Raw genomic sequence first — 26,034 nt, forward strand, 5'->3', positions numbered from 1 at the left:
ATCAATCTAAGCGGTTTGGGCGGTCCATGCCTTGGCAAGTAGCTCCCGAGTTTCGCGGAGCAGCTGCGGCATCGTCTTCACTCCCCCGACGATTGTGATGAAGTTCGCGTCGCCACCCCACCGCGGTACGACGTGAAGGTGCAGGTGATCGGCCAACGATCCGCCTGCCACTCCGCCCAGATTGAGACCGACATTGAACCCGTGCGGTCGCGAAACCGACTTCATCACTTTGATCGCCTGCTGCGTGAACGCCATCAATTCGGCGCTCTCCTCGAGGGTGAGATCTTCGAGTTCGGCAACCTTGCGATACGGGACGATCATCATGTGGCCGGGGTTGTACGGGTACAGGTTGAGGACGCCGTAGACGTGCTCGCCTCGGGCGATGATCAACCCGTCCTCGTCCGACATCGTCGGAATGTCGAGGAACGGCTCGCCCGTCGCATTAGCAGGCTTGACCGCCTCGGCGATATAGGACATCCGATGCGGCGTCCAGATGCGCTCCAGGCGGTCCGGGTCGCCTGCGCCACGGTCGATCAACGCGTCGTCGGTCATGACGGTGCCACCTCGAAGGCTGCGGCGGTGGGCGAGGCATTCTCGCGCCGGTCGATCCAGTCGGCAATGGTGGCGACCGCGTCGGCGACCGGCACGCCGTTGACCTGGGTGCCGTCGCGGAAGCGGAAGCTCACCGCACCGGCCGCGACATCGCGCTCGCCTGCCAGCAGCATGAACGGAACCTTCTGCGCGGTGTGGTTGAAGATCTTCTTCTGCATCCGGTCGTCGGTGGTGTCGACCAGATTACGAATGCCCTTCTTGTGCAACAACTCCGATACGCCACGCAGGTGTTCGACGAACGGCTCGGCGACCGGAATCCCCACCACCTGCACCGGCGACAACCATGCGGGGAACGCGCCGGCATAGTGCTCGGTCAGTACGCCGAAGAAGCGCTCGATCGAGCCGAACAGCGCGCGGTGGATCATCACTGGACGTTGCTTGGAGCCGTCGGAGGCGGTGTATTCGAGCTCGAACCGCTCGGGCTGGTTGAAATCGAGCTGGATTGTCGACATCTGCCAGTTGCGGCCCAGCGCGTCTCTCGTCTGCACCGAAATCTTGGGACCGTAGAACGCGGCGCCACCTGGATCCGGGACAAGCTCCAGCCCTGATGCTCGACCCACCTCCTCGAGCACCGCAGTCGCTTCTTCCCACGTCTCGTCCGAACCGACGAACTTCTTCGGGTCCTTGGTCGACAGCTCGAGGTAGAAATCGTCGAGTCCGTAGTCCTTGAGCAGATCGAGGACGAAGTTCAGGATCGTGGTCAGCTCGTCGCGCATCTGATCGCGCGTGCAGTAGATGTGCGAGTCGTCCTGGGTCATGCCGCGCACTCGGGTCAACCCGTGAATCACGCCGGACTTCTCGTACCGGTAGACCGACCCGAATTCGAACATTCGCAACGGCAGTTCGCGATACGACCGCCCACGTGACCGGAAGATCAAGTTGTGCATCGGGCAGTTCATCGGCTTGACGTAGTAGTCCTGCCCCGGCTTGCGGATAGTTCCGTCGTCGTTGTGTTCCGCGTCGAGGTGCATCGCCGGGAACATGCCCTCCTTGTACCACTCGAGGTGACCCGAGACCTCGAACAGATTGGCCTTGGTGATGTGCGGAGTGCTTACGAATTCGTAGCCGGCGGCGACGTGCCTGCTGCGCGAGTAGTCCTCCAACTCCTTGCGGATGATGCCGCCCTTCGGGTGGAAGACCGGCAGCCCGGAGCCCAGCTCGTCGGGGAAGCTGAACAGGTCGAGCTCGAGCCCGAGCTTGCGGTGATCGCGCTTCTCGGCTTCCTCGAGCAGCCGCATGTGCTCTTCGAGCGCTTCCGTCGACTCCCATGCGGTCCCGTAGATCCGCTGCAAGTCTTCCCGGCTCTGATCGCCACGCCAATACGCCGCCGAGCTGCGGGTCAGCTTGAATGCCGGAATGTGCTTGGTGGTCGGCAGGTGCGGGCCGCGGCAGAGGTCTTTCCAGACCAGCTCGCCGGTACGCGGATCGAGGTTGTCGTAAATCGTCAACTCATTCTTGTCGAGGTCATTGCCGCCGACCTCCATCACCTCGGGATCGTCGACACCGCTCTTGTCGGTGATGAGCTCGAGCTTGAACGGCTCGCCTGCAAGCTCGACCTGCGCCGATTCCACGTCGGTCACGCGCCGCGAAAACCGCTGCGAACCTTTGACGATCTTGCGCATGCGGGTCTCGAGCTTGGCGAGATCCTCCGGTGTGAACGGCCGATCGACCCGGAAGTCGTAATAGAAGCCGTCTTTGATCGGCGGACCGATACCGAGCTTCGCCTCGGGAAACTCCTGCTGGACCGCTTGGGCGAGGACGTGGGCCGCCGAGTGCCGGATGACACTGCGACCGTCGTCGGTATCGGCCGCAACCGGCTCCACCTCGGCGTCGACCTCGGGGGTCCACGCAAGGTCCTTGAGCTGGCCCTCGGCATCGCGCACGACGACGATCGCGTCGGGGCCCTTGCTGGGCAGACCTGCCTCCCGCACTGCTGCAGCCGCCGTCGTCCCAGCCGGCACCCGAAGAAGGGCGGCTGACGTTGGCTGGGCTGGGATGCTCACGGCGGGGTACTCCTGAAAGTTGGGTGTATTGCCGAACGACAGTCTTCCGGCGCACTCATGCTATCGGCCGCGGCGAACGAATTCAGTCAGCAGCCCCGCCCGTTCATCTGGTAGACGGCGTGGACAGCTGATGCATTTGCCTGCACCAGCCGTCTCGTAGATCAGGCAGCACGACGTTCGGTGTACGAAGGTCCGGCCGTCGACCTCCACAAATCGGGGTGTCGGCATCACATCGCCGACCGCTTCGGCGATGCGCAGGGCAAGTGCAGGACCGGCAGCGCGATCGGCGTCGAGTGCACAATTGCCCAGCGCATCAGCAGCGATAGCCCACAGCGCAGGTGCACCGGCACCGCTGACGGCGGCGACCGTATCGACGATCGATGTGACTGTTGCGCGCACGGATGCCGCGAACTCCTCGGGGCCGCCGACAGTCGCACCGATCTGGACCGAGGCGAGGCCACCGTCGGGCCGGACCGCGCACGTCACGCTCGACAATGCGAGGTCAGGAGCCACACCGGTATCGCTCAGCATGCGAAGAGGAGGTCCGAGCAGGGTCGAACTCGCCATGTACCACCAGACCGTTCCGACGACGCGAACATCGTCGCCCGCCCAGCTGCGACCGAGTTCAGCGAGCCGCGCGGCGACCCAATCACGTTCTGCGAGTGCGGTTCCCGCGATCAGAATAGGGGGCTCTGCAACCATGGCCAGTCGAGCCCGAACCACCCGCCGACCATCGCGAACGTGTTGAGCAGCCACAGCGCGGCAATCGTGATGGCGAAGGTGAGCAGCGCACTCACACCTTTCACGATGAACGACTGCCTGCCGTACCACTCCATGGTCTTGTCGTAGCGATCTTTCACCCAGCCGAGCAGCCGCTGCGCCCACTCGAACTCCGATGCCAGAATCCCGAGCCCCGCGAAAACGATCAGCCAACCAGGACCCACGAACGGGATGCAGATGATGCCGATGATGAGGACGACGACACCCACGACACCGATGACGATGCGATAGATCATGTCGTTCTTCGGGTTCTCGGCGATCTTGGCCCGACGCTGCTGCCAGGGGCCCGATGAATCGTCGCTGTCGCTCATACGAGTGGGAGTAGCACGTCGTTGAGCGTGACCAAACGCAAGCTGCGCTCCTTGATGATGTCGACCAACTGGCCGTATACGTGCGTGATAGCCGGGGCGTTGGCGTGGCAGAGCACGATCCCCCGGTTCTTGAAGTGTGTGCGAGCCAGCTCGACGATGGCCTTCTCGTCGAATCTGTTCTGGGGGTACTCCTCGAGCTGCCCCGACCAGTTCAACGCAATCTTGTAACCCAGATCGCTGGCGACCTGGTCGACGAGGGGGTTCTGATTGCCGTAGGGCGCGCGGTAGTACGGCCGACCGTCGACGCCGTAATTGTTACGCAGGAAGTCCGAGGTTCTGTTCAGTTGGTCCGCGATCGCGCCCGCAGGCAGCTTGACCAGATCGGGGTGATCCCACGTGTGATTGGCGAGCTGAATCTGACCGGAATCGACCAAGGGCCGCAAGGCATCTCGGTGGATCGACCACGACGGGTAGGAGGCAGTCACAAAAAACGTGAAGCGGAGGCCGGTATCTCGGGCGAACTGAATCCACGATGCGACCACCCCAGCGTCGCGACCGTCGTCGACGGTCAGCGCCATCGCGCCATCAGGCCCGGGGAGCCACTTCAGTGTTTGCGGCCCGATCGGATTCATCGGCAGCGGCGGTAGCGGTACATCGACGCCGGGGAGGATCGGCACGCCACCAGCTGCGCCCTCGCCGATAGCGACACCACCGAGCGCCGCAGCGGTCCCCGCCGCCAGCATCGTCAAAAAGTGTCGTCTGTCCATCTCTCCCCTTCGAAATTTTGCCGGCGAGGTAGCGCACCGGCAGCAGATCGACCATTCAATCTAGCCGACATGAATGAACATCGACGGGAAGGTGTCGCGTGGTACACCGTATCCATGACCGGAGCCGAGGTTCGCGCTGATCGCGCGCGCGCGACTCGGCACCTGTGGGTGCGCTACATGGCTGGGTTGGCACTCTCCAACACTCTCGCAGCAATCGATACTGCCGTGGTACTCGTCTTGCTCTATCGCGGCTCGGACGAGACCGACCTGTTGACCACCAAGAACATCGTCGTTCTCTCACTCATCATTGTCGGCGGCGCCATCGGCGGCTCGGCTCTCGGCGGCTGGATCGTCTTCCGGCCACTGCGCTGGTACGCGACCGGTGAACCACCGACCCCGGCGCAACGACGTGCGGCGTTACTGATGTCGGTCCGGGAGACCGGCGTGCACATCTTCATCTGGACCACCGGCGGAGTGCTGTTCATCATCGCGAATCTGGACGCCGGTCCGAATGTGATCACGATGATCGCCCTCGCTGTCCTGTTCGGCGGTTCCGCCACCGCGTGCATGGGCTACCTCGTCACCGAGCGGACCCTTCGGCCCGTGATCGCGGCCGCGATGAGCCCGGACCTCACGTGCAGTCCGACGCCCGGCGTTCACTCCCGACTGATGATCACCTGGCTCCTGTGTTCGGCTCTGCCGACGTCGGCGATTGCGTTTATCGTCATCGCGAAGTTCGCAGGATTCATCATCCCGTCGACGGCGCAGACGGAAGTGCCGATAGTCCTGCTCACTGCTGTGTCATTGATCGCAGGCTTCCGCGCGACACGGCTCGTATCGCGGTCGGTGTCCGATCCCGTCGTCGAGGTCGGAGCGGCGATGGGGGCGGTGGAGACCGGGCGCATCGATACGAGGGTCGACGTGTACGACTCGTCTGAAATCGGCCGTCTACAAACGGGTTTCAACAAAATGGTGGCGGGTCTCGCCGAACGTGAGCGGTTACGCGACTTGTTCGGAAGGCATGTCGGCCATGACGTCGCACGGCGCGCTATCGAGCAGGACGCACTGTTGTCCGGCGACGTCCGCAACGCCGCTGTGCTGTTCATCGATCTCGTCGGATCCACCTCGCTCGCAGCGACACAGCCACCCGACGCGGTTGCCGCGGTGCTCAACGACTTCTTCCGGATCGTGGTCGCGGCAGTCGACGATCACCACGGTCTTATCAACAAGTTCGAAGGCGACGCCGCGCTCGCGATATTCGGTGCGCCACTTGCGGTAGACGACTCGGCGGGCGCCGCGCTCTCGACCGCGCGCCGGCTGCAGAAAGACCTGCGGGTGCTGCACGGCGTCGACTTCGGAATCGGAGTGTCCGCCGGAAAAGTCTTCGCTGGAAACATCGGCGCGGAGAATCGTTACGAATACACCGTCATCGGTGATCCGGTCAACGAGGCCGCGCGGCTGACCGATCTCGCCAAGTCGCGGGACGGTCGGGTGCTGGCCGCGCAAGTCGCTGTCGATGAAGCCGATCGATCCGAAGCCGATCATTGGCAGCCGTGCGGAAGCACGGTGCTTCGTGGCCGGACCGCATCGACCGAGTACTTCGAACCCGTGTAGGGCGAAGTAGCGACACGAAAAGAGGGTTCTGCCACTTAGGCTGAAACCTGTGCGGGTTCACAGCGTCAGGCAGCTACGTTTCCCGTGGCTGAAGACGCGGTCGGCTCTTTCGGCGCCTTACCTAATGGCCCGAACAACGGGCGGGCTGTTCGCGCTGTCCGGAGCGCTCGGCGCGACGATCACCGCGCTGCTGCCGCAAGACTCGCCGGAGGTTGCCAAGCTGTACCCGGTCGCTTTCGGCTGCATCCTGATCGGCATTGCCCTCGTGCTCTGGGGCAGGCACCTGCGCCTGGTGCACTTCGAGCTACTCAGCCTTGTGGGGACCGCAATGCTGTCGGGTGCCATCGGCTGGAGCCCGACAAGCACGATCGCGCAGTCGATGTCGGCATTCTCCTGCCTGATCGCCCTCAATGCGGCCTTCTTCTTCCCCTGGCTGCACGCGATCGTGCTGATGGTGGTGCAAGGCGTGGCGAGCATGGCGATCCTCGGCTTACGCGACGACCTGCCCTGGTGGATCGGGCTGGCTGCGACGTCGTCCATGTTCATCGTCGGGGGGACTGTCGGAGTGCTGGGCCGAATGGCGTCGGACGCCGATATCGATCCCTTGACCGGGCTCGCGAACCGGCGTGGGTTTCGCCGCGGTCTGAACATTGCAATCGCACGAGGTGTGCGCAGTGGCGTCCCACCAGTCATCGCCTTCCTCGACCTCGACCGATTCAAAGCGATCAACGACGAGTACGGCCACCGCGCTGGGGACGACATGCTGCGGCAAGTCGCCGAGGCGTGGAAGGTTCAGGTCGGCAGAGACGACCTCCTCGCGCGGTACGGCGGCGACGAATTCGCGTTGCTGATGCCGAATGCCACCGAGCGCGATGCCGTCGAACTGACCGCGCGCCTACGAGCCGCCATCTCGTTGGGATGCACGGCCGGCGTCGCGGCGTGGCATCCGGGCGACACGACCTCCGTTCTGGTCGGCCGTGCCGACGTCGCTCTCTATCGGGCCAAACAGGCTGGTCGCAATCGGACCATGCTCGAATCGAAGAATCCCTCCGTCCTCGCAGACGAACTGCGCGCCGCGTTGGCGCAGGACCTGCTCGACGTCCACTATCAGCCGATCTTCTCGATTCCTGCGCCCAGCAGGATCGTGGGAATCGAAGCGCTCGTACGCTTTCCGACGTCGAGCCAGCCCGACACGACGCTCGACGAGGCGATCCGAGTCGCCGAACAAAGCGATTTGATTCGCGGGATCGACATGTTCGTGCTTCGCCACGCGTGCACCGACGCCGTTGCTCTGGACCAGTCCCCCGACACGTCGGTGCGGTTCCTGCATGTCAACGTGTCGGGTTTGGTACTCGCCGACTCCACCTATTCCGAAGTCGTCGCCGATATTCTCGCCGCCACAGGCTGGCCAGCAGATCGGTTGGTACTGGAAGTCACCGAGACCGCCCTCGACGCCGAAACACCGTCGGCGTTCGAGAACATATGTCGAATTCGCAAGGCAGGCAGTCGCATTGCGATCGACGACTTCGGAACGGGCTATTCGTCGCTGAGCCGATTGGAGACCATGCCGGTCGACATGGTGAAACTCGACGGCTCCTTCGTGCGGTCTATCACCGAGGAGTCCGGACGACCACGGCTCCTCGCGGGCATCGCCTCGCTGTGTGCCGCGTTGAACATGCCGGTCGTCGTCGAGGGTGTCGAGACTGCATACCAGGCCGCGGTGCTCGCCGATCTCGGTTACTCACTCGCACAAGGCTTTCACCTGGGTCGACCAGTTCCGGCTGCCGAGTTGAGCCGAATCACACCGCGCGGTTTAGAGCTTCACCAACCCAGTGTCCCCGGGGCTCCCTTGAACGGACCGGTGACCCGCGACGTGATCCATCCACCATAGAAGTCACCCTCCTGGGCCTGCACCTGCTCGCCGTCGACGAGGCAGCGATCGACCTTGCCGGGGTAGATCGCCACGTGGCCGAGCAGCGCGGCGAAGCGGGGCTCGGGCGCGGGATAGGTCCAGGCACCGGCGCGGACGGTCCGGTCGGCAGTCACGAGGTCGAAGTAGGACGCCAAGCCCTTCCACTCGCACATCGTGCGGCCCGGCACCGGCACCAAGACGCCGTCGGCGAAGGAACCGATCGGCAGGTAGTACGTCGGCGGGTGGCTGGTCTCGCAGATGCGGTACGACGACGACGTCTCGGCGATGCGTTCGCCGCCCAACTCGATGACGAGACGCTCGTCGCTGTGCTCGATCGACGGCGGTCGTGGGTAGTCCCACACATTCTCGACAGGCCGCATGCCTTCGACCTTAGCCTCGGCGAGTACACGATCTCCGCGGAACCTTCCCACTGCTCGAGTAGCCACGCGTACCGTTTGTCTGGCGAGAAAGGCGGCCACATGCGCAGAACTGTTCGTGCCTCCGAGGTGCCACCCGGATCGGTTATCGGCGTCGGCGAGTACGCCGTAGGAAACAACGGTGAGTACTTCGCGGTCGGACGCAAATGCCGGCACCTGCGCGCCGATCTCGCGGGCGGCAGCATCGACCCAGACGGCTGCCTGGTCTGCCCTTGGCACGGCGCGAAGTACGACGTGAAAACCGGACGGATGGTGCGGGGTCCACAGGGCATCTTCGCAAAGATTCCGAAGCTGGACTCGGCAGTCAAACTACTTACCCGCGCCTTCCCGCTCGATCGCGGATACGTCCGCCAGGTGGGTGACGATCTCACGATCGAATGAGCGCACCCCAGTTAGGCGTACGGTCATGGTTAACGGGACCATTCAGGTTCTCCAAGCTAGGGACCTACAGTGGCCGACAAATCTCCCCGTAACTCCATGTCGAAGAAATCTGGCAAATCGCTGAAAGAGAAGCGCGCGGACAAGCGCGGAAAATCTGCCGAGCAGACCGGCATCGAGAAGGCAGTGCACCCCAAGAAGGGCTGACCGCCAGATTGAACGGGCCTCACCGAACCATGGTTCGGGAGGTCCGTTTTTTCATGCGGTGGCGGGCTCGCGCCACTTCACCAACCGCATCAATGCGCCATTCATGCGGCGACAGTGGCAGACAACACTGCATGGATGGCCCATCGTCTCAGTCAGAGTGAGGCAATGACCCATTCATGCGAAGCTGGCGACTGCCGCTGCACCGGATGTGGTGTGGCGCATTCTCACCGACGTCACGCGGGTGCACGAATGGAGTCACGAATGCCGGAGGGTCCGCTGGCTCGACGGCGCGACGCGCGGGGGCGTCGGGGTTCGCTTCCGTGTATGCCGAAGTGTTGCGACCGGACGATCTGGAATCTCATTCCCGCCCAACAGGATCGCAGTGCAGCGCTCGCTTCCGATCTCTGGCGGTTGGCAAAACTTGCCGAGGAGGCCGAGCTAGCCGACACCAGTCGGCTAGCTCGCGACCCTCGGACACAACTCAGTACTTAGCTGACCCAGTTGACGTTGATCGGGTACTTGTACGGCTCGCCCCTGTTGGCAGCGATCGACCCCATGATCCCGAAGATGATCGCGCAGACCCACGCCGCGAGGAACGTGAGGAACCCGATCAGAACGATGAACAGAATCGCGGACACGAAGTACACGATCGCCAGCAGGATCTGGAAGTTCAGCGCCTGTGTCGCGTGGCCGCGCACGAACGGATCGCGGTCCTTGTACATCAAGAAGATCACCAGCGGCGGGATGAATCCGAAGAAGATTCCGCCGAGGTGACAGAACAAGGACCACATCTTGGCGTCGCTGGGTGAGAGCGGCGGACCGGACGGGTAGCCCGGACCCTGCTGCCCGTATGCAGGCTGGCCGTACTGCTGCGGCGGTTGCCCGTACTGCGGCGGCTGACCGTATTGGGGTTGCTGGCCGTATTGCGGTGCCTGGCCGTAGGCAGGCGGGGGCGGCGGGTACTGCTGGCCCGGATCTTGCGGCTGGCCGCCTTTGGACAGGTTCAGTGGATCGTCAGTCATCGCGCTCCCATGGTGAGGTCGGACTCTCAGCATAGAAGCGTTCCCGCGTTCTTGGGGGTGCGATGTTCGCACCCCCAAGGTGTGTCGACAGCTACTTACGACCTGTGAAATCTTCCATCGTCTTGTAGACACCGAGCACGCGACCAGCGAGGAAGTCCCGGATGCTGGTCGGCACGATGCCCTTCATCGCTTCGCCGAGCAACACGGTCTTCGGCATGATGACGAAAGGCGAGCCCTTCTTCATTTCCTTCCATACCTCGTTGACGACGTCCTCCGGCTTCAGGATCGGAAGCAGCGGAGCAGATTTCGCGCCTTCGAACATTCCGGTGCTGATGTAGTACGGACACACGGTCGTCACCTTGACCTTGTCGTGGCCGGCCTGCTCCAGTTCGAGCCGGACCGAATCCGACCAACCGATTGCCGCCCACTTCGACCCGGCGTAGGCGGCCATGCGCGGGTTCGCGGTCAATCCGGCTGCGGAGGCAACGTTGATGAGGCGTGACTCGTTGCCGGACTCGATCATTCCCGGCAGGAATTCGCGGGCGATGAACATCGGCGCGAGCGAGTTGATCTTCATCGTGAACTCGGTGTCGCGGGCGTTGTCGGTCTCCCAGAAGTAGCTGTTGCCGCGAACGACGCCTGCGTTGTTGAAGACGATGTCCGGATTGCCGACGTCGGCGCGGACCTGGGCGGCCGCCTTCTCGATCTGCTGACGATCGGCGACGTCAACGACGTAGGTGCTCACGTTGCCGCCCGCAGCCGTCAGTCCGGCCGCGGTCTCGGTCAGCGCATCTTCGTTGATGTCCCACAGGACGATGGCGCCCGCTTTCTCCTGCACTGCGAGTTGGGCGTACATCTTGCCCATGCCCATCGCTGCGCCGGTGATCAGAATCGTCTTGCCTGCAATGTTTTTCATGATGTCTGTCTCCTTGGTCCGTGCGCGCGTCTCACCCCGCGAGGGGTGAAAATCGCGCACAGTTGGTGGTGTGTTTGTTGGTTTTGCCGAAGTGGGTGGGTTGATTTACCAGTGGATGCCGGGCAGCACGCGGACCATGCGCTTGGCGGCACGGGAGAGCGGCTGGTCCTGCATGGCGCTCGAGGCGAGGGAGATGGCGCGGCTGCTCACGCCGAGTTCCTTCTTGGCAGTGTCGCCGGCGATCGGCGTGACGCCCTTGGCTGCGTGGGAATCCGGGAAGACCTTGTAGGCGCGGTGCAGGATCATGTCGACGACGTTCGGGGCCAGGGTGTAGCCGAGTTCGCCGAGGGTGCCGATCGGCGTACCGATTTCCTTGGGCCGCTTGACGAGTGCGCGCAGCACCATGTCTGCCGCCTCTTCCGGCGAGAGCGTGGGGAACGCGTCGTACATCGACGTCGGGGCGATCATCGGCGTACGGACCAGCGGCATGTGGATCGTGGTGAAGGTGACGCCGTCGCCGTAGGTCTCGCTGGCGGCGACGCGGCTGAAGGCATCGAGCGCGGACTTGGAGGCAACGTAGGCGGCGAAGCGCGGCGTGTTGGTCTGGACGCCGATCGACGAGACGTTGACGATGTGGCCGAACCCGTTCTCCTTCATGTGCGGCAGCAGTTCCATGATCAGCCGGACCGCACCGAAGTAGTTGAGCGCCATCGTGCGCTCGAAGTCGTGGAACCGATCCTGGCTCAGGTTCAGCGAGCGGCGGATGGACCGGCCTGCGTTGTTGACGAGCATGTCGATCGAGTCGTGCTCTTTGACCAGCGTCGCGACGAGCTCGGTGACCGACTCGGCATCGGTGATGTCGCAGGCGTAGACGAACGCGGTGCCGCCTGCCGCCTCGACCTGAGCCTTGACCTCTTCGAGCTTGTCGAGGCTGCGGGCGACGAGGATCGGTGTGCCGCCGGCCTCGGCCACAGCGATGGCGGCTGCGGCGCCGATGCCCGACGATCCGCCGGTGATGACGACGCGGCGGTCGGCCAGTGCCTTCTCGTCGGACTGACCGACGAGCCAGCGTACGGGTGCGGTGACGGTGTCGATCGAGAAGTCGGTGATGGATTGCAGGTTCATGGCGGTGGCTCCAAGGGGTGTCGATCTGGCGGATGAGGTCTGGGTCACATCTGCGTCGGTACTGTGACGTACCGCCTGAAAACAATGATGGTACGCTGACGTACCAAGGGCAAGAGTTTGTGGCACGGATCTCACGGAGGACCTGCGGATGAGTACAGCGATCGACCGGGAAGACACCGAGAACAGCGGCGACGCCCGGCTACGTCTCGTCACCGCAATGAGTGCCGTGATAGCCGAGAAAGGCTATCCGGCAACGACTATCGCCGACGTTGTCGCACGCGCACGAGTATCCCGACGAACGTTCTACGAGCACTTCGCCGACAAAGAGGCGTGCCTGCTGGTGTGCCACACGATCCTCGGCGACCGCATTCTCGACGCGATGACGGTCGGCTTCGCGGTCGAGGCCCCGTTGATCGACCGGATCACCAACTCGGTCCGCGCCCTCATCGATCTACTGACGGAAAACCCCGAACTCACGCACACGCATTACGTCGCGATCCAGGCCGCAGGCCCGACGGCCCGACGAGCGCGCCGCGACGTGCAGACCGGTTTAGCCCGCCAACTGCAGCGGCTCGCGGAGCGAGCACGCCTCACCGACCCGAGTGTCAAGGTGCCGTCGTCGTTCATGGCGACCGCGCTGGTCGGCGGTATCGGCGAACTCATCGTCCAAGCAGTGGACTACGAGCGGATCGATCGCCTCGACGAAATCGCCGACACCATCGTCGAGTTGATCTCGGCGGTGCTCATCTCCCCGTAGCGCCCAACCCTCGTGAGTCTTTTAGGAGTCTATGGACTCCTAAAAGACTCACGACCTAGGCGCAGATGGCGCGGGCCAGCACCGGCCACGACCGGTGTAGCGCGTCTTGCCAGTACGGCCACGAATGCGTGCCGACCGGCTGCAGGTCGACCGTTGCCGGAATGCCCAACGACGAAAGCCGACTCGCGAATTCGCGCGTGCAGTCGTTGACGTGCGCTTCGAACACGCCGCCGACCGAGATGCGGTCGACCAGCAGCGCGGGGCTGCCGTCGACGCCGCGTGAGTTCAGCACCTCGTGCGGTCCAGGCACACCTGTGCCTGCCGAGATGTAGAGCGTCGTTCCCCGCAGTTCGGCTGCGCGAAGGAACGGATCGTGCGCTACCCAGTCCGGATCGTCCCACTGCCCCCACATGTTGATGGGATTGCCGTGCGATCCCGTGACCTGCTGCCACACCAACCCTCGACCGGCAAGGTCGCTCGTTCGCGCGCAGCCGCTGTAGGACCCCACGGCCTGATACATCCCTGGCGCGCCGATCGCGAGGTTCAGGACCGCCGTCGCCGACATCGACAGTCCGGCGATCGCATTACGTCCCGACGTATGGAACGTTGCGTCGATGACGCTCGGCAGCTCAGCGGTCAGGAAGGTCGCCCACTTGTTGCGCCCGAGTACCGGATCGTCGCGCTGCCAGTCGGTGTATTCGCTGGCCTCGCCGGCAAGTGGCAGAACAACATTGACGTTCTTGTCAGCGAAGAAGGACACGACGTCGGTCCGGCTGAGCCAACCGCCACCATCTTCCCCGCCATCGACGCCAGCGAGCAGGTAGAACGTCGGTCGCGGCACCGAATCGTCGGCCGGACGCAGCACACGCAGCGGAATGTGGCGATTCATCGCCGCGGAGTACACGGTCATGTCGACCTGCCGTGCCGCGACGGAATCGGCCGACACGGTCGGTACGGCAACGAACGAGGTCGATGAGATAACTCCGATGGCCAGGATCAGCCGACGGACGTGTCGCTTCAGCACCCCGGCGATGAACCGAAGTCACAGGACGGAGCACGGGGCGGAACCAGTTGCGGCAGACGATCGCTCCCGAAAACCGGGATCGCGTAATCGCGCTGCGCCGACTGGCCGGACCACGAGACCGCGCGGACGGTGAAGCTGTAAGTCCCCTCGGCGTACGGCATCCCGCTCAGCCGACCTGACGGAGTGAGGCGCAATCCGGGAGGCAGCTGGCCACCGACGACCGAGTAGCTCATGTTGTCGTCGTCCACGGCACCGTACTGGAAGTCGTATTGGGTATCGATTGCCGCCGGCGGTGGCGGCCCGAGGATCGCGAGACTCGCATCAGCAGTGCCTGCTCCGATGAAGAGACTCGTCAGAAATGCGGTCAACAACGAGATCACGAGAAACGTCCACCCGCACGACCGCCGAGCGGTCGCCGAACGATCCCCTGGAGCCCTCATGGTCGTACCTCTCACAATGGAATGCCAACCGCCAACGACGATAACAGGATTCGAGGGTTGTGCTGCGCGTTCGGTGTTCCCGGACTCCAAAAAGCCGTACAACCTGGACGTACCTCGTCGTAGATTCATGGGATGAAGAAGCTGATCAACGATCCGGCGGACGTTGTGTCGGAAAGCCTTCGCGGAATCGCGGCAGCCCATCCCGAGCTTCGGGTCGACCATCGCCACAAGATCGTCGTGCGCGGCGATGCGCCGGTCGAGGGAAAAGTAGGGCTGGTGTCGGGCGGCGGGTCGGGCCACGAGCCGCTGCATGGCGGCTTCGTCGGGTTGGGCATGCTCGACGCCGCGTGCGCCGGCGAGGTCTTCACATCTCCAGTGCCCGAACAAATTTCGGCCGCGACCACGGCGGTCGACGGCGGCGCGGGCGTGCTGCACATCGTCAAGAACTACACCGGCGACGTCATGAACTTCGAGATGGCTGCCGAGTTCGCCGCGGCCGAGACGGGATCGGAGATCGTGTCGGTCGTGACCAACGATGACGTCGCCGTGCAGGACAGCACCTACACCGCGGGCCGTCGCGGCGTCGGCGTGACCGTTCTGCTGGAGAAGATCGCAGGCGCCGCAGCCGAGCAAGGCCGAAATCTGGCCGAGGTCGCCGAGGTTGCGCGTCGCGTCAATGCACGCGGTCGGAGCATGGGAATGGCGCTCACCTCCTGCACTGTGCCCGCTGTCGGAAGGCCCACTTTCGCCCTCTCCGATACCGAAATGGAGATCGGCATCGGGATCCACGGCGAGCCAGGTCGACGGCGATTGCCGCTGGCATCGGCACGCGAGATTGCCCATCTGCTCGTCGATCCAATTCTCGCCGATCTCGACTTCACCGGCAGGGACGGGGTCATTGCGTTCGTCAACGGAATGGGCGGCACTCCCCTGCTCGAGCTCTATCTCATGTACAACGAGGTCGTGACGATTCTCGACGACGCAGGCGTGCGGGTGGCGCGCTCGCTGGTCGGTCCGTACATCACGAGCCTGGACATGGCGGGCTGTTCGGTCACGCTGCTTGCCCTCGACGACGATCTGCTCGGCCTGTGGGATGCGCCGGTGCGCACGCCCGCCCTACGGTGGGGAATCTGATGGGTGAACTAATCTATGTCGATGGATTCATCTCCTGGATAAAGGAATTCGCCCAACTCGTCGCCGCGAATCGCGATCTGCTCACAGAACTCGATTCCGCCATCGGGGACGCCGACCACGGCATCAACATGGACCGCGCCCTCGGTGTCACGGTCGCCGCGCTGGAGAACGAACCACCCCCGGATGTCGCGGCATTGTGCAAGCAGGTCGCGCTCGAGGTGGTCAGCAGCGCGGGCGGCGCGAGCGGACCGTTGTACGGCACGCTGTTCCTGCGCATGGCCAGCACGACGGGCAACGTCGAATCCATTGATCCGAAAGAATTTTCGGCGGCTTTGCGAGCCGGCATGGACGGCCTGGCGATGCGAGGCAAGACGCAAGCAGGCGACAAGACCATGTACGACGCGCTCGCTCCAGCGGTCAGCGCGCTCGACGAGGCGCTCGCGTCCGGGGCGGAGTTGGGCGCGGCGCTCGACGCGGCAGCGGCGGCCGCCGAGAAGGGCCGCGACGCGACGACCCCGATGATCGGTCTGAAAGGCCGAGCCAGCTACCTCGGCGAACGCAGCATCGGCCATCAAGATCCTGGCGCAACCTCCATGGCGCTGCTCATCAGAGCAGCGGCGACCACCCTCGCGCAGGGCTGACCGTTCGTCATGGTTGGAATCGTCGTCGTCTCTCACAGTCACGCTCTCGCTGAGGGCGCTGTCGCCCTTGCCGAGGAAATGATTCACGGTCGGCGCGTTCGAATCGAGATCGCGGCGGGTCTCGATGCCACGACCTTCGGCACCGACGCGACGCAGATCGTCGACGCTATTCGCGCGGCGGACGACGACGGCGGCGGCGTCGTCGTACTGATGGATCTCGGCAGCGCGGTCCTCTCGGCCGAGCTCGCGCTCGAACTGCTCGACGACGACATTCGCGAGCGCGTGGTGCTCTGCCCGGCACCGCTGGTCGAGGGGCTTGTCGTCGCCGCCGTCGCGGCGGCGACCGGAGCGGGCCGAGACGAGATCGCGGCGGAGGCTGCGGCCGCGCTGGCGGGCAAGCAATCGCATTTCGACACCACGCCTTTGGCGACGCCGACCGTCACCGCCGAACACACCGGCGTGTTCACCGTGACCAATGTGCATGGGCTGCATGCTCGTCCGGCCGCGAGACTGGTCGCACAGGTTCGTGCCTTCGACGCCAAAGTCGAGATCAGGAATGCCAGCACGGGATCGTCGTGGGTGCCCGCCTCCAGTCTGTCCCGCGTCGCGACGCTTGACGCTGTCACCGGCAACGAACTCGAAATCCGAGCGGACGGGGCGCAGGCGCGCGAGGCGATCGATCGCGTCCTCACTTTGGCCGCGCGCGCATTCGACGAGAACGTCACCACCAGCACTGCGACAGGTGCGTTGCCGCGGCCCGCCTCCCCTGGAATCGGCATCGGCGCGGCATGGTCGGCGCACAGCGCACGGATCGAGATTCCCGACGTTCCAGCACGCGACAGCCACACCGAATGGACCGCGCTGCTCGACGCGTTGGCCGTCGTCCGCCAAGACCTGCAACGCGCCCGTTCGGCCACTGCGACCGCTGCCGAGGCCGCCATCTTCGACACGCACCTGCTGCTCCTGGATGATCCCGACCTGCTCGACGACGTACGGGCACGCATCGTGGATGGAGCGGCTGCCGCACCGTCGTGGTCGGCGGCGATCACGAGAATCGCAGGCGATTTCGGCGCGCTGACCGACTCGTATCTGCGCGCGCGGTCGGCCGACGTTCATGCGGTGGGCGATCAGGTGCTGCGGGTGCTGCTGAACGTCGCGGGTCCGGCGCTCGACGGGAGCGGCATCTTGATCGCCCCCGACCTCACGCCGGCCGAGGCCGCGATGCTGGACCGCGAACGAGTGACGGGCGTTCTGCTCGCGTTCAGCAGTCCGACCGCACATGGGGCGATTCTTACGAAAGCACAAGGCATTCCAGCCGTGGTCGACCTCGGGACGTCGATCCTCGAGGTCCCGGAAGGCACCCCGATCGCCTTCGACGGCTCGACCGGCGAGGTCGTGATCGCGCCCTCGGACGAGGTCCTCGACGAGTTCCGAGCCCGGGCTGCGCACCAGGCCGACACACTGGACCAGTCGAACCGCCGCGCCACGGCACCGGCCGTGACTCGCGACGGCGTGACCGTCACCGTCGGCTCCAACGTGGGTTCGCTGGAGGACGCTGTGCTCGGGGCGCGCTACGGCGCAGACCTGGCCGGGCTGGTCCGCACCGAATTCCTGTTCTCCGGCCGCACCGAACCGCCGGACGTCGACGAACAGGAAGCGCTGTATCGGCAGCTCGCCGATGCCTTCGGTGGAAGACGAATCACGTTGCGCACGTTGGACGCCGGTGGCGACAAGCCGCTGGGCTACCTGCCGCACTCCGCCGAGCCCAACCCGTTTCTCGGGGTTCGCGGCATCCGACATTCGCTCGTCAATCCCGGCTTGTTGCGTGATCAGTTACTCGCGATCGTTCGGGTTGCGCGTGACCTGCCGGTCAGCGTGATGTTCCCTATGGTGACGACGGTCGCCGAGGTCGTCGAGGCACGCGGAATGCTCGACGACGCGATCAAGGCGACCGGCGACGGCGTGCCCACCGGGCTCGAGGTCGGGATCATGATCGAGGTCCCCGGCGCTGCGCTCAAGTCCGGCGTGCTCGCGTCCTACGTGGATTTCTTCAGCATCGGCACGAACGACCTCACGCAGTACACGCTGGCTGCAGAACGGGGAAACCACGGTGTCGCAGCCATTGCGGACCCGTTCGACCCGTCGGTTCTTCGTCTCGTGGACTACGTGTGCCGCACCGCGGGCGATCGCGTGACCGTCGGTGTGTGCGGCGAACTTGCGACCGACCCCCTTGCCACCGCTGTGCTGTGCGGCTTCGGAATTCGGGAACTGAGCGTCGCTCCGCGGGCGATCGGCGGAATCAAAGACGCGGTACGCGCGACGGACTCGGCACTCGGGGCAACGGTCGCCGCCCAGTGCCTCGCCGCCGAAGATGCCGCGCAAGTGCGGCGGCTACTCGATCGCGCCAACTCCTAGGCATCCGACGCCCGGACGGGCCACAATGGCCGCGTGAGCATCCGAACCGCACTCCGTCTTGTCATGGCAGCTCTTTTGCCCCTCGCATGTCTTGTCGCATGTACAGATTCGAGTGACGAAGGGCGTTATGCGGAGCCGGGATCGGTGGGCACGTTGCCCGACGCAGCGCGCAAGATCATGAACAAACCTGCGTACGAAACCGCGCGGTGGCTCTACTACGTTGCCGATCAGGAGACCGGTGAGGTACTGCTGGCCAATCGGCCCAACGAGCTCGTGTTCACCGGCTCGACCGCGAAGGAATTCACCGTCGGGACGGTGTACGACGCCATCGGACCCGACACCAAGCTGACCACCCCCGTCTACAGCACTGTCCCGCCGGAAAACGATGTACTGCGCGGAAACCTGGTGCTGGTGGCGTCGGGAGATTTTGCTCTGGGTGGCCGCGGCGCGACCCAAGGCCGTGTCGATCACAGCTTCGATGCCGACAGCATCGACCACGTGTACGGCAACATCGCGCCCAACGCGAAGAAGGTCGACGACGACCCGTTGGCCGGTCTCGACGACCTGGCGAAGCAGGTCGCTGCCAAAGGCATCAAGCACGTCGAGGGTGACGTCGTCATCGACACCAGAATCTGGGACGCCTACCAGGGCCAAGAGGGTCCGGTCCCGCCGATCTTCGTCAACGACAACATCCTCGATATCGAGGTCTCCTCCAGCGGCGAGGTCAAAACGACCCCTGCCACAAGTGCTTTCACGGTTCAATCGAAAGTGACGGCTGGGGATTCGGGTGCACTCACCGCCGCACTGGACCCGGCGAACCCGCGCAACATCGTTGTCAGCGGCACCGTCGAGAAAGGCAAATCACAGCTCACGATCTTCCGGGTGCCCAACGCCGCGGAGTGGGCGCGAACCCTCTTCATCGAGGCTCTCGGACGGGCGGGCGTGACAGTCACCGCGCCGGCACTCGCACCGAACATCGAGGCAGGCCTGCCGGGCAGCTTCCCGTCGGATCGGAAGGTCGCGTCCTTGGAATCGCCGCCGATGAAGGCGTTCGGGACGATGGTCCTGGAGACGAGCTACAACACCGGCGCGAATGCGATGCTGTGCCTGCTCGCGGCGAAGTCCGGCTCGAAGGACTGCACCGACGGGTTGAAGTCGATCCGGTCGGCGATCGACAAATCGGGCATCACGTCGGACCAGGTCATCCTCGTCGACGGTCAAGGCGCCGATCCCGCGTCGTCGACGCCACGCCAGCTCTCCGGTTGGGTGACCTGGGCAGCCGCGCAGTCCTGGGGCGCGGATTTCGTCGCAGGACAACCCAAACTCGGCGAGACCGGCTCGCTCGCGTCGGTAGGTGCAGACGGACCAGCCAAGGGCAAGATCGCCGCCAAGACCGGAACGAGCGCGGCTGTCGACCCCGTGACCGAGCGCGCGTTGTTCAACGTGCAGAGCCTGTCCGGCTACATGACCACCGACAAGGGACGGAAGCTCGTCTTCGGTCTGTCGATGAGCGGCGGGACCTATTCCGACGTGCTGACCGGACTCGAGGACGCGGGAGAGGACGTCGCCGGGGTGGCAGCGGCCTTTCAGCAGGCATTGTCGAAATGAAGCGGCGCACGTTCCTGACGATCGTCGGGGTGTCGCTCGCTGTGGCGTCGTGCGGTGACGACACCACCGCCACGGTGTCGTCGAAGGAACTGCCGGACAGCATCAAGGCGATTCTCGCCAAGCCGAGGTACGCGAAGGCAACCTGGAGTCTGTTGGTCGGCGACGTGGAGACCGGCGAGACGTTCTACGAGCTCAATCCGGACAAGATGGCTCTCACCGGATCGACCCGAAAGCTGTTCTCCGTCGGCACGGCATTGAAAACCCTTGGCGCGCAACACCGTGTCACGACTCGGGTCCACCGCGCCGGCGACGATCTCGTCCTCGTGGGCGCGGGCGATCTGACCTTCGGGGGTCGGCGCATCGACGCGAACACCGTGCAGTTCACCGACTTCGACCACAACGATGCCAACTCCCTCGGTACGGCGATCCTCACGCCTCAGGATCCGTTGTATGCGGTGAATCAGCTCGCCGAACAAGTCCGCAAGTCCGGGATCACCACCGTGACCGACGTGGTCGTCGATTCGCGGCTGTTCACGCCATATCGCGTGCCCAACGGCAATTTGCTCATCACACCGACGCTGGTGAACGAGAATCAAGTCGACGTCACTGTCTCACCAACCCAACCCGGTCAGCCCGCGAGCGTCGACTACAGGCCCAGGACGGCGGCACTGCGGGTCGGCGGCACTGTCGACACGTCCGCGGCCGGCGCGCCGGAAGAGATCACGTTGTCGAACCGGGGCCTCGTCGACTGCATCGGCTCGTCGGACTGTTCGGCCACCATCTCTGGCACCCTGCCGCAGGGGTACCAGGCACCGCTGACGAACAGCGCGACCTTCGTCGGCACGTTTCGCATCGAAGATCCCGATGCGTTCGCACGGACAGCGTTCATCGAGGCGCTGCAGCGAAACGGCGTCACGGTCACTGCTGGCGCGGTCGCACCGAATCCCGCCGCGCTGCTGCCCGAGCGGTCCGCGCTGACGGATGCCACCGCCGTCGCGTCCTTCGAATCGCCTCCGTTCGAACAGGACGCGCGCCTGGTACTCAAGGTCAGTCTCAACCTCGGAGCAAACTTGGCCCTCAGCCTGTTCGGTGTCGAGAAGGGCGCGACGACGATCGACACCGCGCTGGCTGCCGAACGCCAGGCGTTGATCTCGGAATTCGGGGTCAACGGCGATCAGTTCGACTTTCCGACGAACGGCAGCGGCACGCCCGACAGCAAGGCCGCACCGCGAGCGCTGGTCGCTTTGCTGACCGCGATGTCCAAAACCGAAGTGGCGAAAGATTTTCAAGCCTGCCTGCCGATCATGGGGACCGACGGATCGTTGGCGCATACCGGCACGACGTTTCCCGGCAAGGGCCACGTCTTCGCCAAGCCTGGCACGACGATCACGGCAGGCGACGACGGGCAGACGCTCGAACTGAAGGCGCAGAACCTCGCTGGCTATATCGAAACGAAGAGCGGCCGGAAAGTGGCCTACGCGCTCATGGTCAACGACGCCGGACCGGTGCAAGACATCGCTGCCGATGTGGGTGCCGTGTTCGAGGACGAGGGCGAGATCTCGAGCATCATCTACGAGACCCTGTAGGCGTAGTCCGCGCTAGGGCAGCACGTTGCAGCTGCTACCGACGGGGAGCCCGTTACCGACCAAGATGTCGATGGACACCGGCGCAGTGCCGGATTGAGACGCGCTGATGGTGTGCCAACCGGGTGCGGTCGGCGTCCACGACACCGTCGCCGCCATGCCTGTCGGGGTCATCGGATTCGTCGGCCGAAAGAACCCTCCTGCCGAATCGACGAAGGTCACCTGTTGGCTCGACGCAGGGTTCGGAACGACCGCGGTCACGGTGTAAGAGCAATTGGTGCCGTAGGGAGTGGCGCCGCCGCCGCTCAACCCGGGCAGTATGTCGATGCGAATGACCTCGGCTGAAGAGACCGGCGTCGCGAGCAACATCGCCGCAGTCGCCGCGCCAAGGAGAAAGAGCGTCCTCATCGAACTAACTTAGCGCGGCTGCGCGTGCGAGCAACTCCGAATGCGGAGAACTCTTCTCAACTTCTTCGAGATTTAACCCGACTTCTGCGAGTTCGCTGAGCTGATTCGAAATCAGTTGCACGACTTATCCTTTCCCGCCGCAGCGTGAACAAGTCAAAAGCTGCGGAACTCCGTCTGCGCGAAGGGACGCAACGGTTTCGCCGAGATCATGCCCCAGCCGCAGTTGATCGGCGAAGATGGCGGTATGAAATTCCACCATGTCAATTCTTACGACGCCTCGGTCGCCGACGTGTACGCGATGCTCATGGATCCCGCCTTCCGGGACAGACAATGCGCAGCGAACGACGTCATCTCGAATACCGTCTCGATCGACGATGGCGTCGTCGTCGTCGACATGATTCAGCGGACGAAGGGCGTCCCGTCGTTCGCGAAGCGGTTCACCGGCGAAACGACCCGTGCCATCGTGCGCGAGCGCTGGACCGACGGCACCCGCTCCAGTTTCGAGGTCGAAACCCCTGGCGCACCAACGGCCATCAAAGGAACTGCGATTCTCGCGGAAGCCGATGGCCGGACGACCCTGACCTACGACTTCGACGTGAAGGCATCGGTGCCGCTGATCGGCGGCAAGATCGAAAAGCTGGCGGGCGAACTGACTGCCGAAGGGTTCAAGATCGACGAAGGTGTCGGGCGCGAATGGCTGGCGGGCAAGCGGTCCTGACTCACGCGTCCAACTGCCGCAGTGCCGGCAGCGCGAAACAGATGAGCGACAGCACGACGACCGGAATGGCCAACGCGAAGAACGTCGTTCGAATTCCGAAAGAGTCGATCAGCGGACCAGCGAACAAGTAGCCGAGCGGACCCGCGGCGTAGGCCGACGATGTCATCACACCGACGACGCGGCCACGCATGTGTTCCGGGCTGAGGGTCTGCATGGCGTAGTTGGCAATCGGCCCTACCGGACCGAAGACGAGCCCGATCAGAAATGCCAGGGTCATGGTGACGTACAGCGGCGGCAGGAAGGCCATGCCGACCATGCATGCGCCGAGCCCTGCGACCGCGATCAAAAACAGTGCATAGCGACTCACCCGTGCAGCGAGTGCGCCGTACGCGAGCGCACCGATCGCCCCTCCGACGCTCATCGCCGCAAGCACCCAGCCGAGCTGCGCGGGCTGACCGAGTTCGGTGAAGTACGCCGGATACAGCACTCCCTCCACCGGCATGTACAACGCCACGAGAATCATGTCGACCCACGCGATCGTCCGCAGCAATCGGTTGTGCCACACGAACTTCAAACCTTCGAGGGTCCCCGCCCACATCGATGCCGGGCGGCTGGCCGCGTCCGGTGTGCCCGATCCTTCGAGGCGAAGCGCACCGATCGTCACGATCGACAAGGCGAAGCATCCCGTGGTGAACCAGAGTGTGTTCACTGCGCCGACGGTCGCAATGAGTAGACCACCCACGCCCGGACCGACGAGGTAGGCCAAGTTGTAGCTCGCCTCGTACACACTGTTGGAACGGTCGAGCGTCCACCCCGCGTGCTTTGCCGCGGCGGGCAGCATCGACTCGCGCGCGCCGATGCCTGCGGGATCGAACACCGCACCGAGGGCAGCAAGTACGGCGATGAGCGGCACCGAAAGTCCCACTGTTGCAGCAGCGATCGGAATCGCTGCCACCGAGGTGGCCGACAAGGCGTCCGAGACCAGCGAGATGCGACGACGGCCGAATCGGTCGATCACCGTCCCCGAGAACAGGCTCGACAAGAGCAGCGGCAGCGTCGCTGCACCCGCCACAATTCCTGCGTCGGTTGCCCGTCCGGTCTGGGCGAGAACGAGCCACGGCAGGGCAACGATGGTGATTCCGTTGCCCGTTGCCGATAGCGCCGAGGCAAGGTTGACGAGCGCAACCGGGACCAGACGCGTAGAGCGCAACCTAGCTGCCGAAGAGCAGCGGATTGACCACCGTTATCTCACTTTGTGGGCCGATGACGAAGACTGCCTCGACTCCCGGGACGTCGCCGGGCACCGACACCTTGATCGGTGCGCACAGCTCACTTTCGCCATCGACCCACTTGCCGCGTTGCCGGTTGATCACCGTCTCCTCTTCGTCGAGGTTGGCAGTGATGATCGCGAACGACGTGTCGTTGGGGACGCCGCTGACCTTGAACAAGGCGTACACAGTGTCGCCCTTCTTCAACCCCGTAATTGTTTGCGGCGCTTTGGTTGTGCTCGCACCTTTGCAGGACTTGTCTGCCTCGCGGGACCAGCCGGCCGACTCGAGCTTGACCTTCGCTTCGACGGCCGGATCGAGTTTGGGGATCTTGTCGATGTAGGGCGAGGTGTACGACGGGTCGCCGCCGTCCTTGGCGATCTTGATGATGTCGGCGGCGAACTCGATGGGCCGGATCAGAGACGAACCCGACGTGAAGCTGCCGCGCTCCCCCTTCGACGTCTCGGCTGTGACGACCGCCGAGTTGATGCCGATCAGTTCGCCCGCGTCATTGATCGATGCACCGCCCGAGTTGCCGGAACCGAGTCGCAGATCGCTGTCGATGAAGAACCGTGGGGTCGAGGTGACGGGGTCGGACTGGAAGCTCGATACAAGTCCACGCGTGATCGTCAGCGGGCCCTCGTTCGACGTCTCGCTCGGGTTGCTCAACGACGGATAGCCCAGTGCAGTGATCTCGTCACCAGTCTGCAACTTCTTGCTGTCGCCGATCGGCATCGGCTCGGGAAGGTCGAGGTTGGCGGGGTCGATGTCTTTGCCATCCGCCGTTGCGAAGATCTGAATGATCGCCAGGTCCAAATAGCCGTCGGACACAATGGTTTTCGCCCGATACGCCGGCTCGGACGGACTGTCGTCGGCCTTGGGCAGCGCCACGAGGTAGTAGGCCGCGTCCTTTCCTGCCGGTGACAGTCCGGGTGCGTCGGGATCGGCAACGTGCGCGTTGCTCAGGATCAGCCCGTTGTCACTGATGATCGAGCCCGACCCCCGCTCGTAGGGGTTGCCCTTGGCGTCGATCGCGATGATCTGAACGCTCGCCTTCTTGGCGCGCGACAACTCCGCGGCGGTCAAGCCCGCGGCCTCCGTCGACGATTTGTCCTCACCGGTCAGCAGGACCGCCGCAGCAATGCCGCCTGCCACCAACGCAAGGACCGCGACGATCGCCGAACCGACGAGCACGCGCCTACGACGCCGCTTCTTGGCGATGCTCTTCTGTGCGACGTCGGTCGCCACGATCGGCACGAGCTCCAACTCGAAGCCGGCCGTCGGATGCCCGAGGTGGACCTCCGTCGGTTCCGAAATCTTCCTCGACGTGATCTTGGCGCCGTCGATGTAGGAGCCCGAATTCGAGCGGTCGACGTACCACCAGCCGTCTCGGCGCGGTTCGAGGACGGCGTGCTGCCGTGACACCGCAGGATCGTCGGCGACGATCTCGAGGTGGGGTTCACGGCCGATCCGAATCGGGCTCTGCGCCGTGTAGCGCTTGTCGCCCGCCCTCGACCTGACGAGCAGGCCGGGTCCTTGCCGGACCTGCGGGTCGGCATTCGCGGCCTGCAGCGCCGCGCGCGAATGGATCAGTGTCGCATCGAGATTCGGCGATGCCGACTGCGTCGGACCCTCGACCGGCCCAGCCGGCTGCGCGGGAGCGATCCTGGCGACGATGCCATCGGAGGCGTGGCCGAACCGCACGACCGTCGGCCCGTCGAGCGTGCGTTGCGTTATCCGCTCGTCGTGAAACCACGTGCCATTTTCGGCACCGAGGTCGACGAGTTCCCAGCCCGTGTCGGTCGGGCGCAGCTCGGCATGGCGACGCGAAATGCTCGGACTGGCCAGCATGATGTCGACATCGGGCGATCGTCCGATCGTCAGGACACGTGGCTGGTCGAAAGTCCACGTCCGGCCAGCCGCGACGATCTGAATGGGTTGCATGTCATCACCT

Annotated in this window: 25 protein-coding genes; 11 read left to right on the forward strand and 14 right to left on the reverse strand. The window is 64.3% G+C overall.

The features are described 5' to 3' along the window. Nucleotides 1-6: 6 nt before the first annotated feature. The 5 genes from FGL95_RS01230 to FGL95_RS01250 are packed head-to-tail and all read right to left on the reverse strand — an operon-like array spanning nt 7 to nt 4,473. The gene (locus FGL95_RS01230; protein WP_169584360.1) at nt 7-552 is read right to left on the reverse strand and encodes an ATP adenylyltransferase; all 546 of its coding nucleotides are present in this window, start codon (nt 550-552) and stop codon (nt 7-9) included. Then, entirely contained in the window at nt 549-2,615 is a 2,067-nt protein-coding gene (gene thrS / locus FGL95_RS01235) for a threonine--tRNA ligase (RefSeq protein WP_169584361.1), read from the reverse strand. The genes FGL95_RS01230 and thrS overlap by 4 nt, the downstream gene beginning before the upstream one ends. A 60-nt stretch (nt 2,616-2,675) precedes the next feature. Then, nucleotides 2,676-3,317, reverse strand: coding sequence for a (2Fe-2S)-binding protein (locus tag FGL95_RS01240; protein ID WP_169584362.1), 642 nt, complete (start codon nt 3,315-3,317; stop codon nt 2,676-2,678). Beyond that, nucleotides 3,293-3,706 carry a TIGR02611 family protein gene (locus FGL95_RS01245; RefSeq protein ID WP_169584363.1) on the reverse strand — a complete coding sequence of 138 codons (414 nt, stop codon included), beginning with the start codon at nt 3,704-3,706 and terminating at the stop codon, nt 3,293-3,295. The genes FGL95_RS01240 and FGL95_RS01245 overlap by 25 nt, the downstream gene beginning before the upstream one ends. After that, a complete protein-coding gene (locus FGL95_RS01250) occupies nt 3,703-4,473 on the reverse strand; it encodes a polysaccharide deacetylase family protein (protein ID WP_169584364.1) in 771 nt (256 codons plus the stop codon). The genes FGL95_RS01245 and FGL95_RS01250 overlap by 4 nt, the downstream gene beginning before the upstream one ends. Nucleotides 4,474-4,650: 177 nt before the next feature. Here FGL95_RS01250 and FGL95_RS01255 point away from each other — a divergent pair, with 177 nt between their 5' ends. Further along, the gene (locus FGL95_RS01255) at nt 4,651-6,087 is read left to right on the forward strand and encodes an adenylate/guanylate cyclase domain-containing protein (RefSeq protein WP_240962687.1); all 1,437 of its coding nucleotides are present in this window, start codon (nt 4,651-4,653) and stop codon (nt 6,085-6,087) included. Nucleotides 6,088-6,211: 124 nt separating this feature from the next. Then, complete coding sequence (locus tag FGL95_RS01260; RefSeq protein WP_169584365.1) at nt 6,212-7,978, forward strand: putative bifunctional diguanylate cyclase/phosphodiesterase; 1,767 nt, start codon at nt 6,212-6,214, stop codon at nt 7,976-7,978. On the opposite strand, the gene FGL95_RS01265 is transcribed toward FGL95_RS01260, so the two are convergent. Continuing rightward, on the reverse strand, nt 7,909-8,379 hold the full coding sequence (locus FGL95_RS01265) for a DUF427 domain-containing protein (protein WP_169584366.1): 471 nt from the start codon (nt 8,377-8,379) through the stop codon (nt 7,909-7,911). The two genes, FGL95_RS01260 and FGL95_RS01265, sit on opposite strands and share 70 nt — an antisense overlap. 99 nt (nt 8,380-8,478) lie before the next feature. On the opposite strand from FGL95_RS01265, the gene FGL95_RS01270 reads away from it, so the two are divergent. Further along, nucleotides 8,479-8,817 carry a Rieske (2Fe-2S) protein gene (locus FGL95_RS01270; protein WP_169584367.1) on the forward strand — a complete coding sequence of 113 codons (339 nt, stop codon included), beginning with the start codon at nt 8,479-8,481 and terminating at the stop codon, nt 8,815-8,817. Nucleotides 8,818-9,205: 388 nt separating this feature from the next. Further along, a complete protein-coding gene (locus FGL95_RS33085) occupies nt 9,206-9,463 on the forward strand; it encodes an SRPBCC family protein (RefSeq protein WP_420838018.1) in 258 nt (85 codons plus the stop codon). A 46-nt stretch (nt 9,464-9,509) separates the two neighbouring features. Here the strand turns inward: FGL95_RS33085 and FGL95_RS01280 are convergent, their stop codons facing one another. From FGL95_RS01280 to FGL95_RS01290, 3 genes are all read right to left on the reverse strand, one after another. Continuing rightward, entirely contained in the window at nt 9,510-10,043 is a 534-nt protein-coding gene (locus FGL95_RS01280) for a DUF4870 domain-containing protein (RefSeq protein ID WP_169584369.1), read from the reverse strand. 91 nt (nt 10,044-10,134) lie between these two features. Next, on the reverse strand, nt 10,135-10,959 hold the full coding sequence (locus tag FGL95_RS01285) for an SDR family oxidoreductase (protein ID WP_169584370.1): 825 nt from the start codon (nt 10,957-10,959) through the stop codon (nt 10,135-10,137). Between the two features lie 105 nt (nt 10,960-11,064). Continuing rightward, nucleotides 11,065-12,084, reverse strand: a complete 1,020-nt coding sequence (locus tag FGL95_RS01290) for an SDR family NAD(P)-dependent oxidoreductase (protein ID WP_169584371.1) — start codon at nt 12,082-12,084, stop codon at nt 11,065-11,067. A 148-nt stretch (nt 12,085-12,232) separates the two neighbouring features. Here FGL95_RS01290 and FGL95_RS01295 point away from each other — a divergent pair, with 148 nt between their 5' ends. After that, nucleotides 12,233-12,841, forward strand: coding sequence for a TetR/AcrR family transcriptional regulator (locus tag FGL95_RS01295; protein ID WP_169584372.1), 609 nt, complete (start codon nt 12,233-12,235; stop codon nt 12,839-12,841). A gap of 55 nt (nt 12,842-12,896) precedes the next feature. Here FGL95_RS01295 and FGL95_RS01300 read toward each other — a convergent pair whose 3' ends face one another. Continuing rightward, entirely contained in the window at nt 12,897-13,865 is a 969-nt protein-coding gene (locus FGL95_RS01300; protein ID WP_338079670.1) for an alpha/beta hydrolase, read from the reverse strand. Further along, nucleotides 13,859-14,305, reverse strand: a complete 447-nt coding sequence (locus FGL95_RS01305; RefSeq protein ID WP_206071374.1) for an Ig domain-containing protein — start codon at nt 14,303-14,305, stop codon at nt 13,859-13,861. Before FGL95_RS01305 ends, FGL95_RS01300 begins: the two co-directional genes overlap by 7 nt. Nucleotides 14,306-14,437: 132 nt before the next feature. On the opposite strand from FGL95_RS01305, the gene dhaK reads away from it, so the two are divergent. From dhaK to FGL95_RS01330, 5 genes are all read left to right on the forward strand, one after another. Beyond that, nucleotides 14,438-15,439: a dihydroxyacetone kinase subunit DhaK gene (gene dhaK / locus FGL95_RS01310; protein WP_169584374.1), complete on the forward strand. Its 1,002-nt coding sequence runs from the start codon at nt 14,438-14,440 to the stop codon at nt 15,437-15,439. Next, nucleotides 15,439-16,080, forward strand: a complete 642-nt coding sequence (gene dhaL / locus FGL95_RS01315) for a dihydroxyacetone kinase subunit DhaL (RefSeq protein WP_169584375.1) — start codon at nt 15,439-15,441, stop codon at nt 16,078-16,080. Before dhaK ends, dhaL begins: the two co-directional genes overlap by 1 nt. 9 nt (nt 16,081-16,089) lie before the next feature. Beyond that, complete coding sequence (ptsP, locus tag FGL95_RS01320) at nt 16,090-18,495, forward strand: phosphoenolpyruvate--protein phosphotransferase (RefSeq protein WP_169584376.1); 2,406 nt, start codon at nt 16,090-16,092, stop codon at nt 18,493-18,495. A gap of 144 nt (nt 18,496-18,639) precedes the next feature. Then, the gene (locus FGL95_RS01325) at nt 18,640-20,103 is read left to right on the forward strand and encodes a D-alanyl-D-alanine carboxypeptidase/D-alanyl-D-alanine-endopeptidase (RefSeq protein ID WP_338079671.1); all 1,464 of its coding nucleotides are present in this window, start codon (nt 18,640-18,642) and stop codon (nt 20,101-20,103) included. Next, the gene (locus FGL95_RS01330; protein WP_169584377.1) at nt 20,100-21,689 is read left to right on the forward strand and encodes a D-alanyl-D-alanine carboxypeptidase/D-alanyl-D-alanine-endopeptidase; all 1,590 of its coding nucleotides are present in this window, start codon (nt 20,100-20,102) and stop codon (nt 21,687-21,689) included. The genes FGL95_RS01325 and FGL95_RS01330 overlap by 4 nt, the downstream gene beginning before the upstream one ends. A 12-nt stretch (nt 21,690-21,701) precedes the next feature. On the opposite strand, the gene FGL95_RS01335 is transcribed toward FGL95_RS01330, so the two are convergent. Continuing rightward, the gene (locus tag FGL95_RS01335; protein ID WP_169584378.1) at nt 21,702-22,094 is read right to left on the reverse strand and encodes a hypothetical protein; all 393 of its coding nucleotides are present in this window, start codon (nt 22,092-22,094) and stop codon (nt 21,702-21,704) included. Between the two features lie 208 nt (nt 22,095-22,302). Between FGL95_RS01335 and FGL95_RS01340 the strand changes: the two genes are divergently transcribed. Beyond that, nucleotides 22,303-22,812 (forward strand): DUF2505 domain-containing protein, encoded by a 510-nt coding sequence (locus FGL95_RS01340; protein ID WP_169584379.1) that lies wholly within the window; start codon nt 22,303-22,305, stop codon nt 22,810-22,812. 1 nt (nt 22,813) lies between these two features. Here the strand turns inward: FGL95_RS01340 and FGL95_RS01345 are convergent, their stop codons facing one another. Beyond that, the gene (locus FGL95_RS01345) at nt 22,814-24,022 is read right to left on the reverse strand and encodes an MFS transporter (RefSeq protein ID WP_169584380.1); all 1,209 of its coding nucleotides are present in this window, start codon (nt 24,020-24,022) and stop codon (nt 22,814-22,816) included. A 1-nt stretch (nt 24,023) separates the two neighbouring features. Further along, nucleotides 24,024-26,024, reverse strand: coding sequence for an FHA domain-containing protein (locus tag FGL95_RS01350; protein ID WP_169584381.1), 2,001 nt, complete (start codon nt 26,022-26,024; stop codon nt 24,024-24,026). Nucleotides 26,025-26,034 lie beyond the last annotated feature (10 nt).

It is taken from the genome of Antrihabitans stalactiti, from assembly GCF_012932915.1.
In the GTDB taxonomy this organism is placed as follows: Bacteria; Actinomycetota; Actinomycetes; order Mycobacteriales; family Mycobacteriaceae; genus Antrihabitans; species Antrihabitans stalactiti.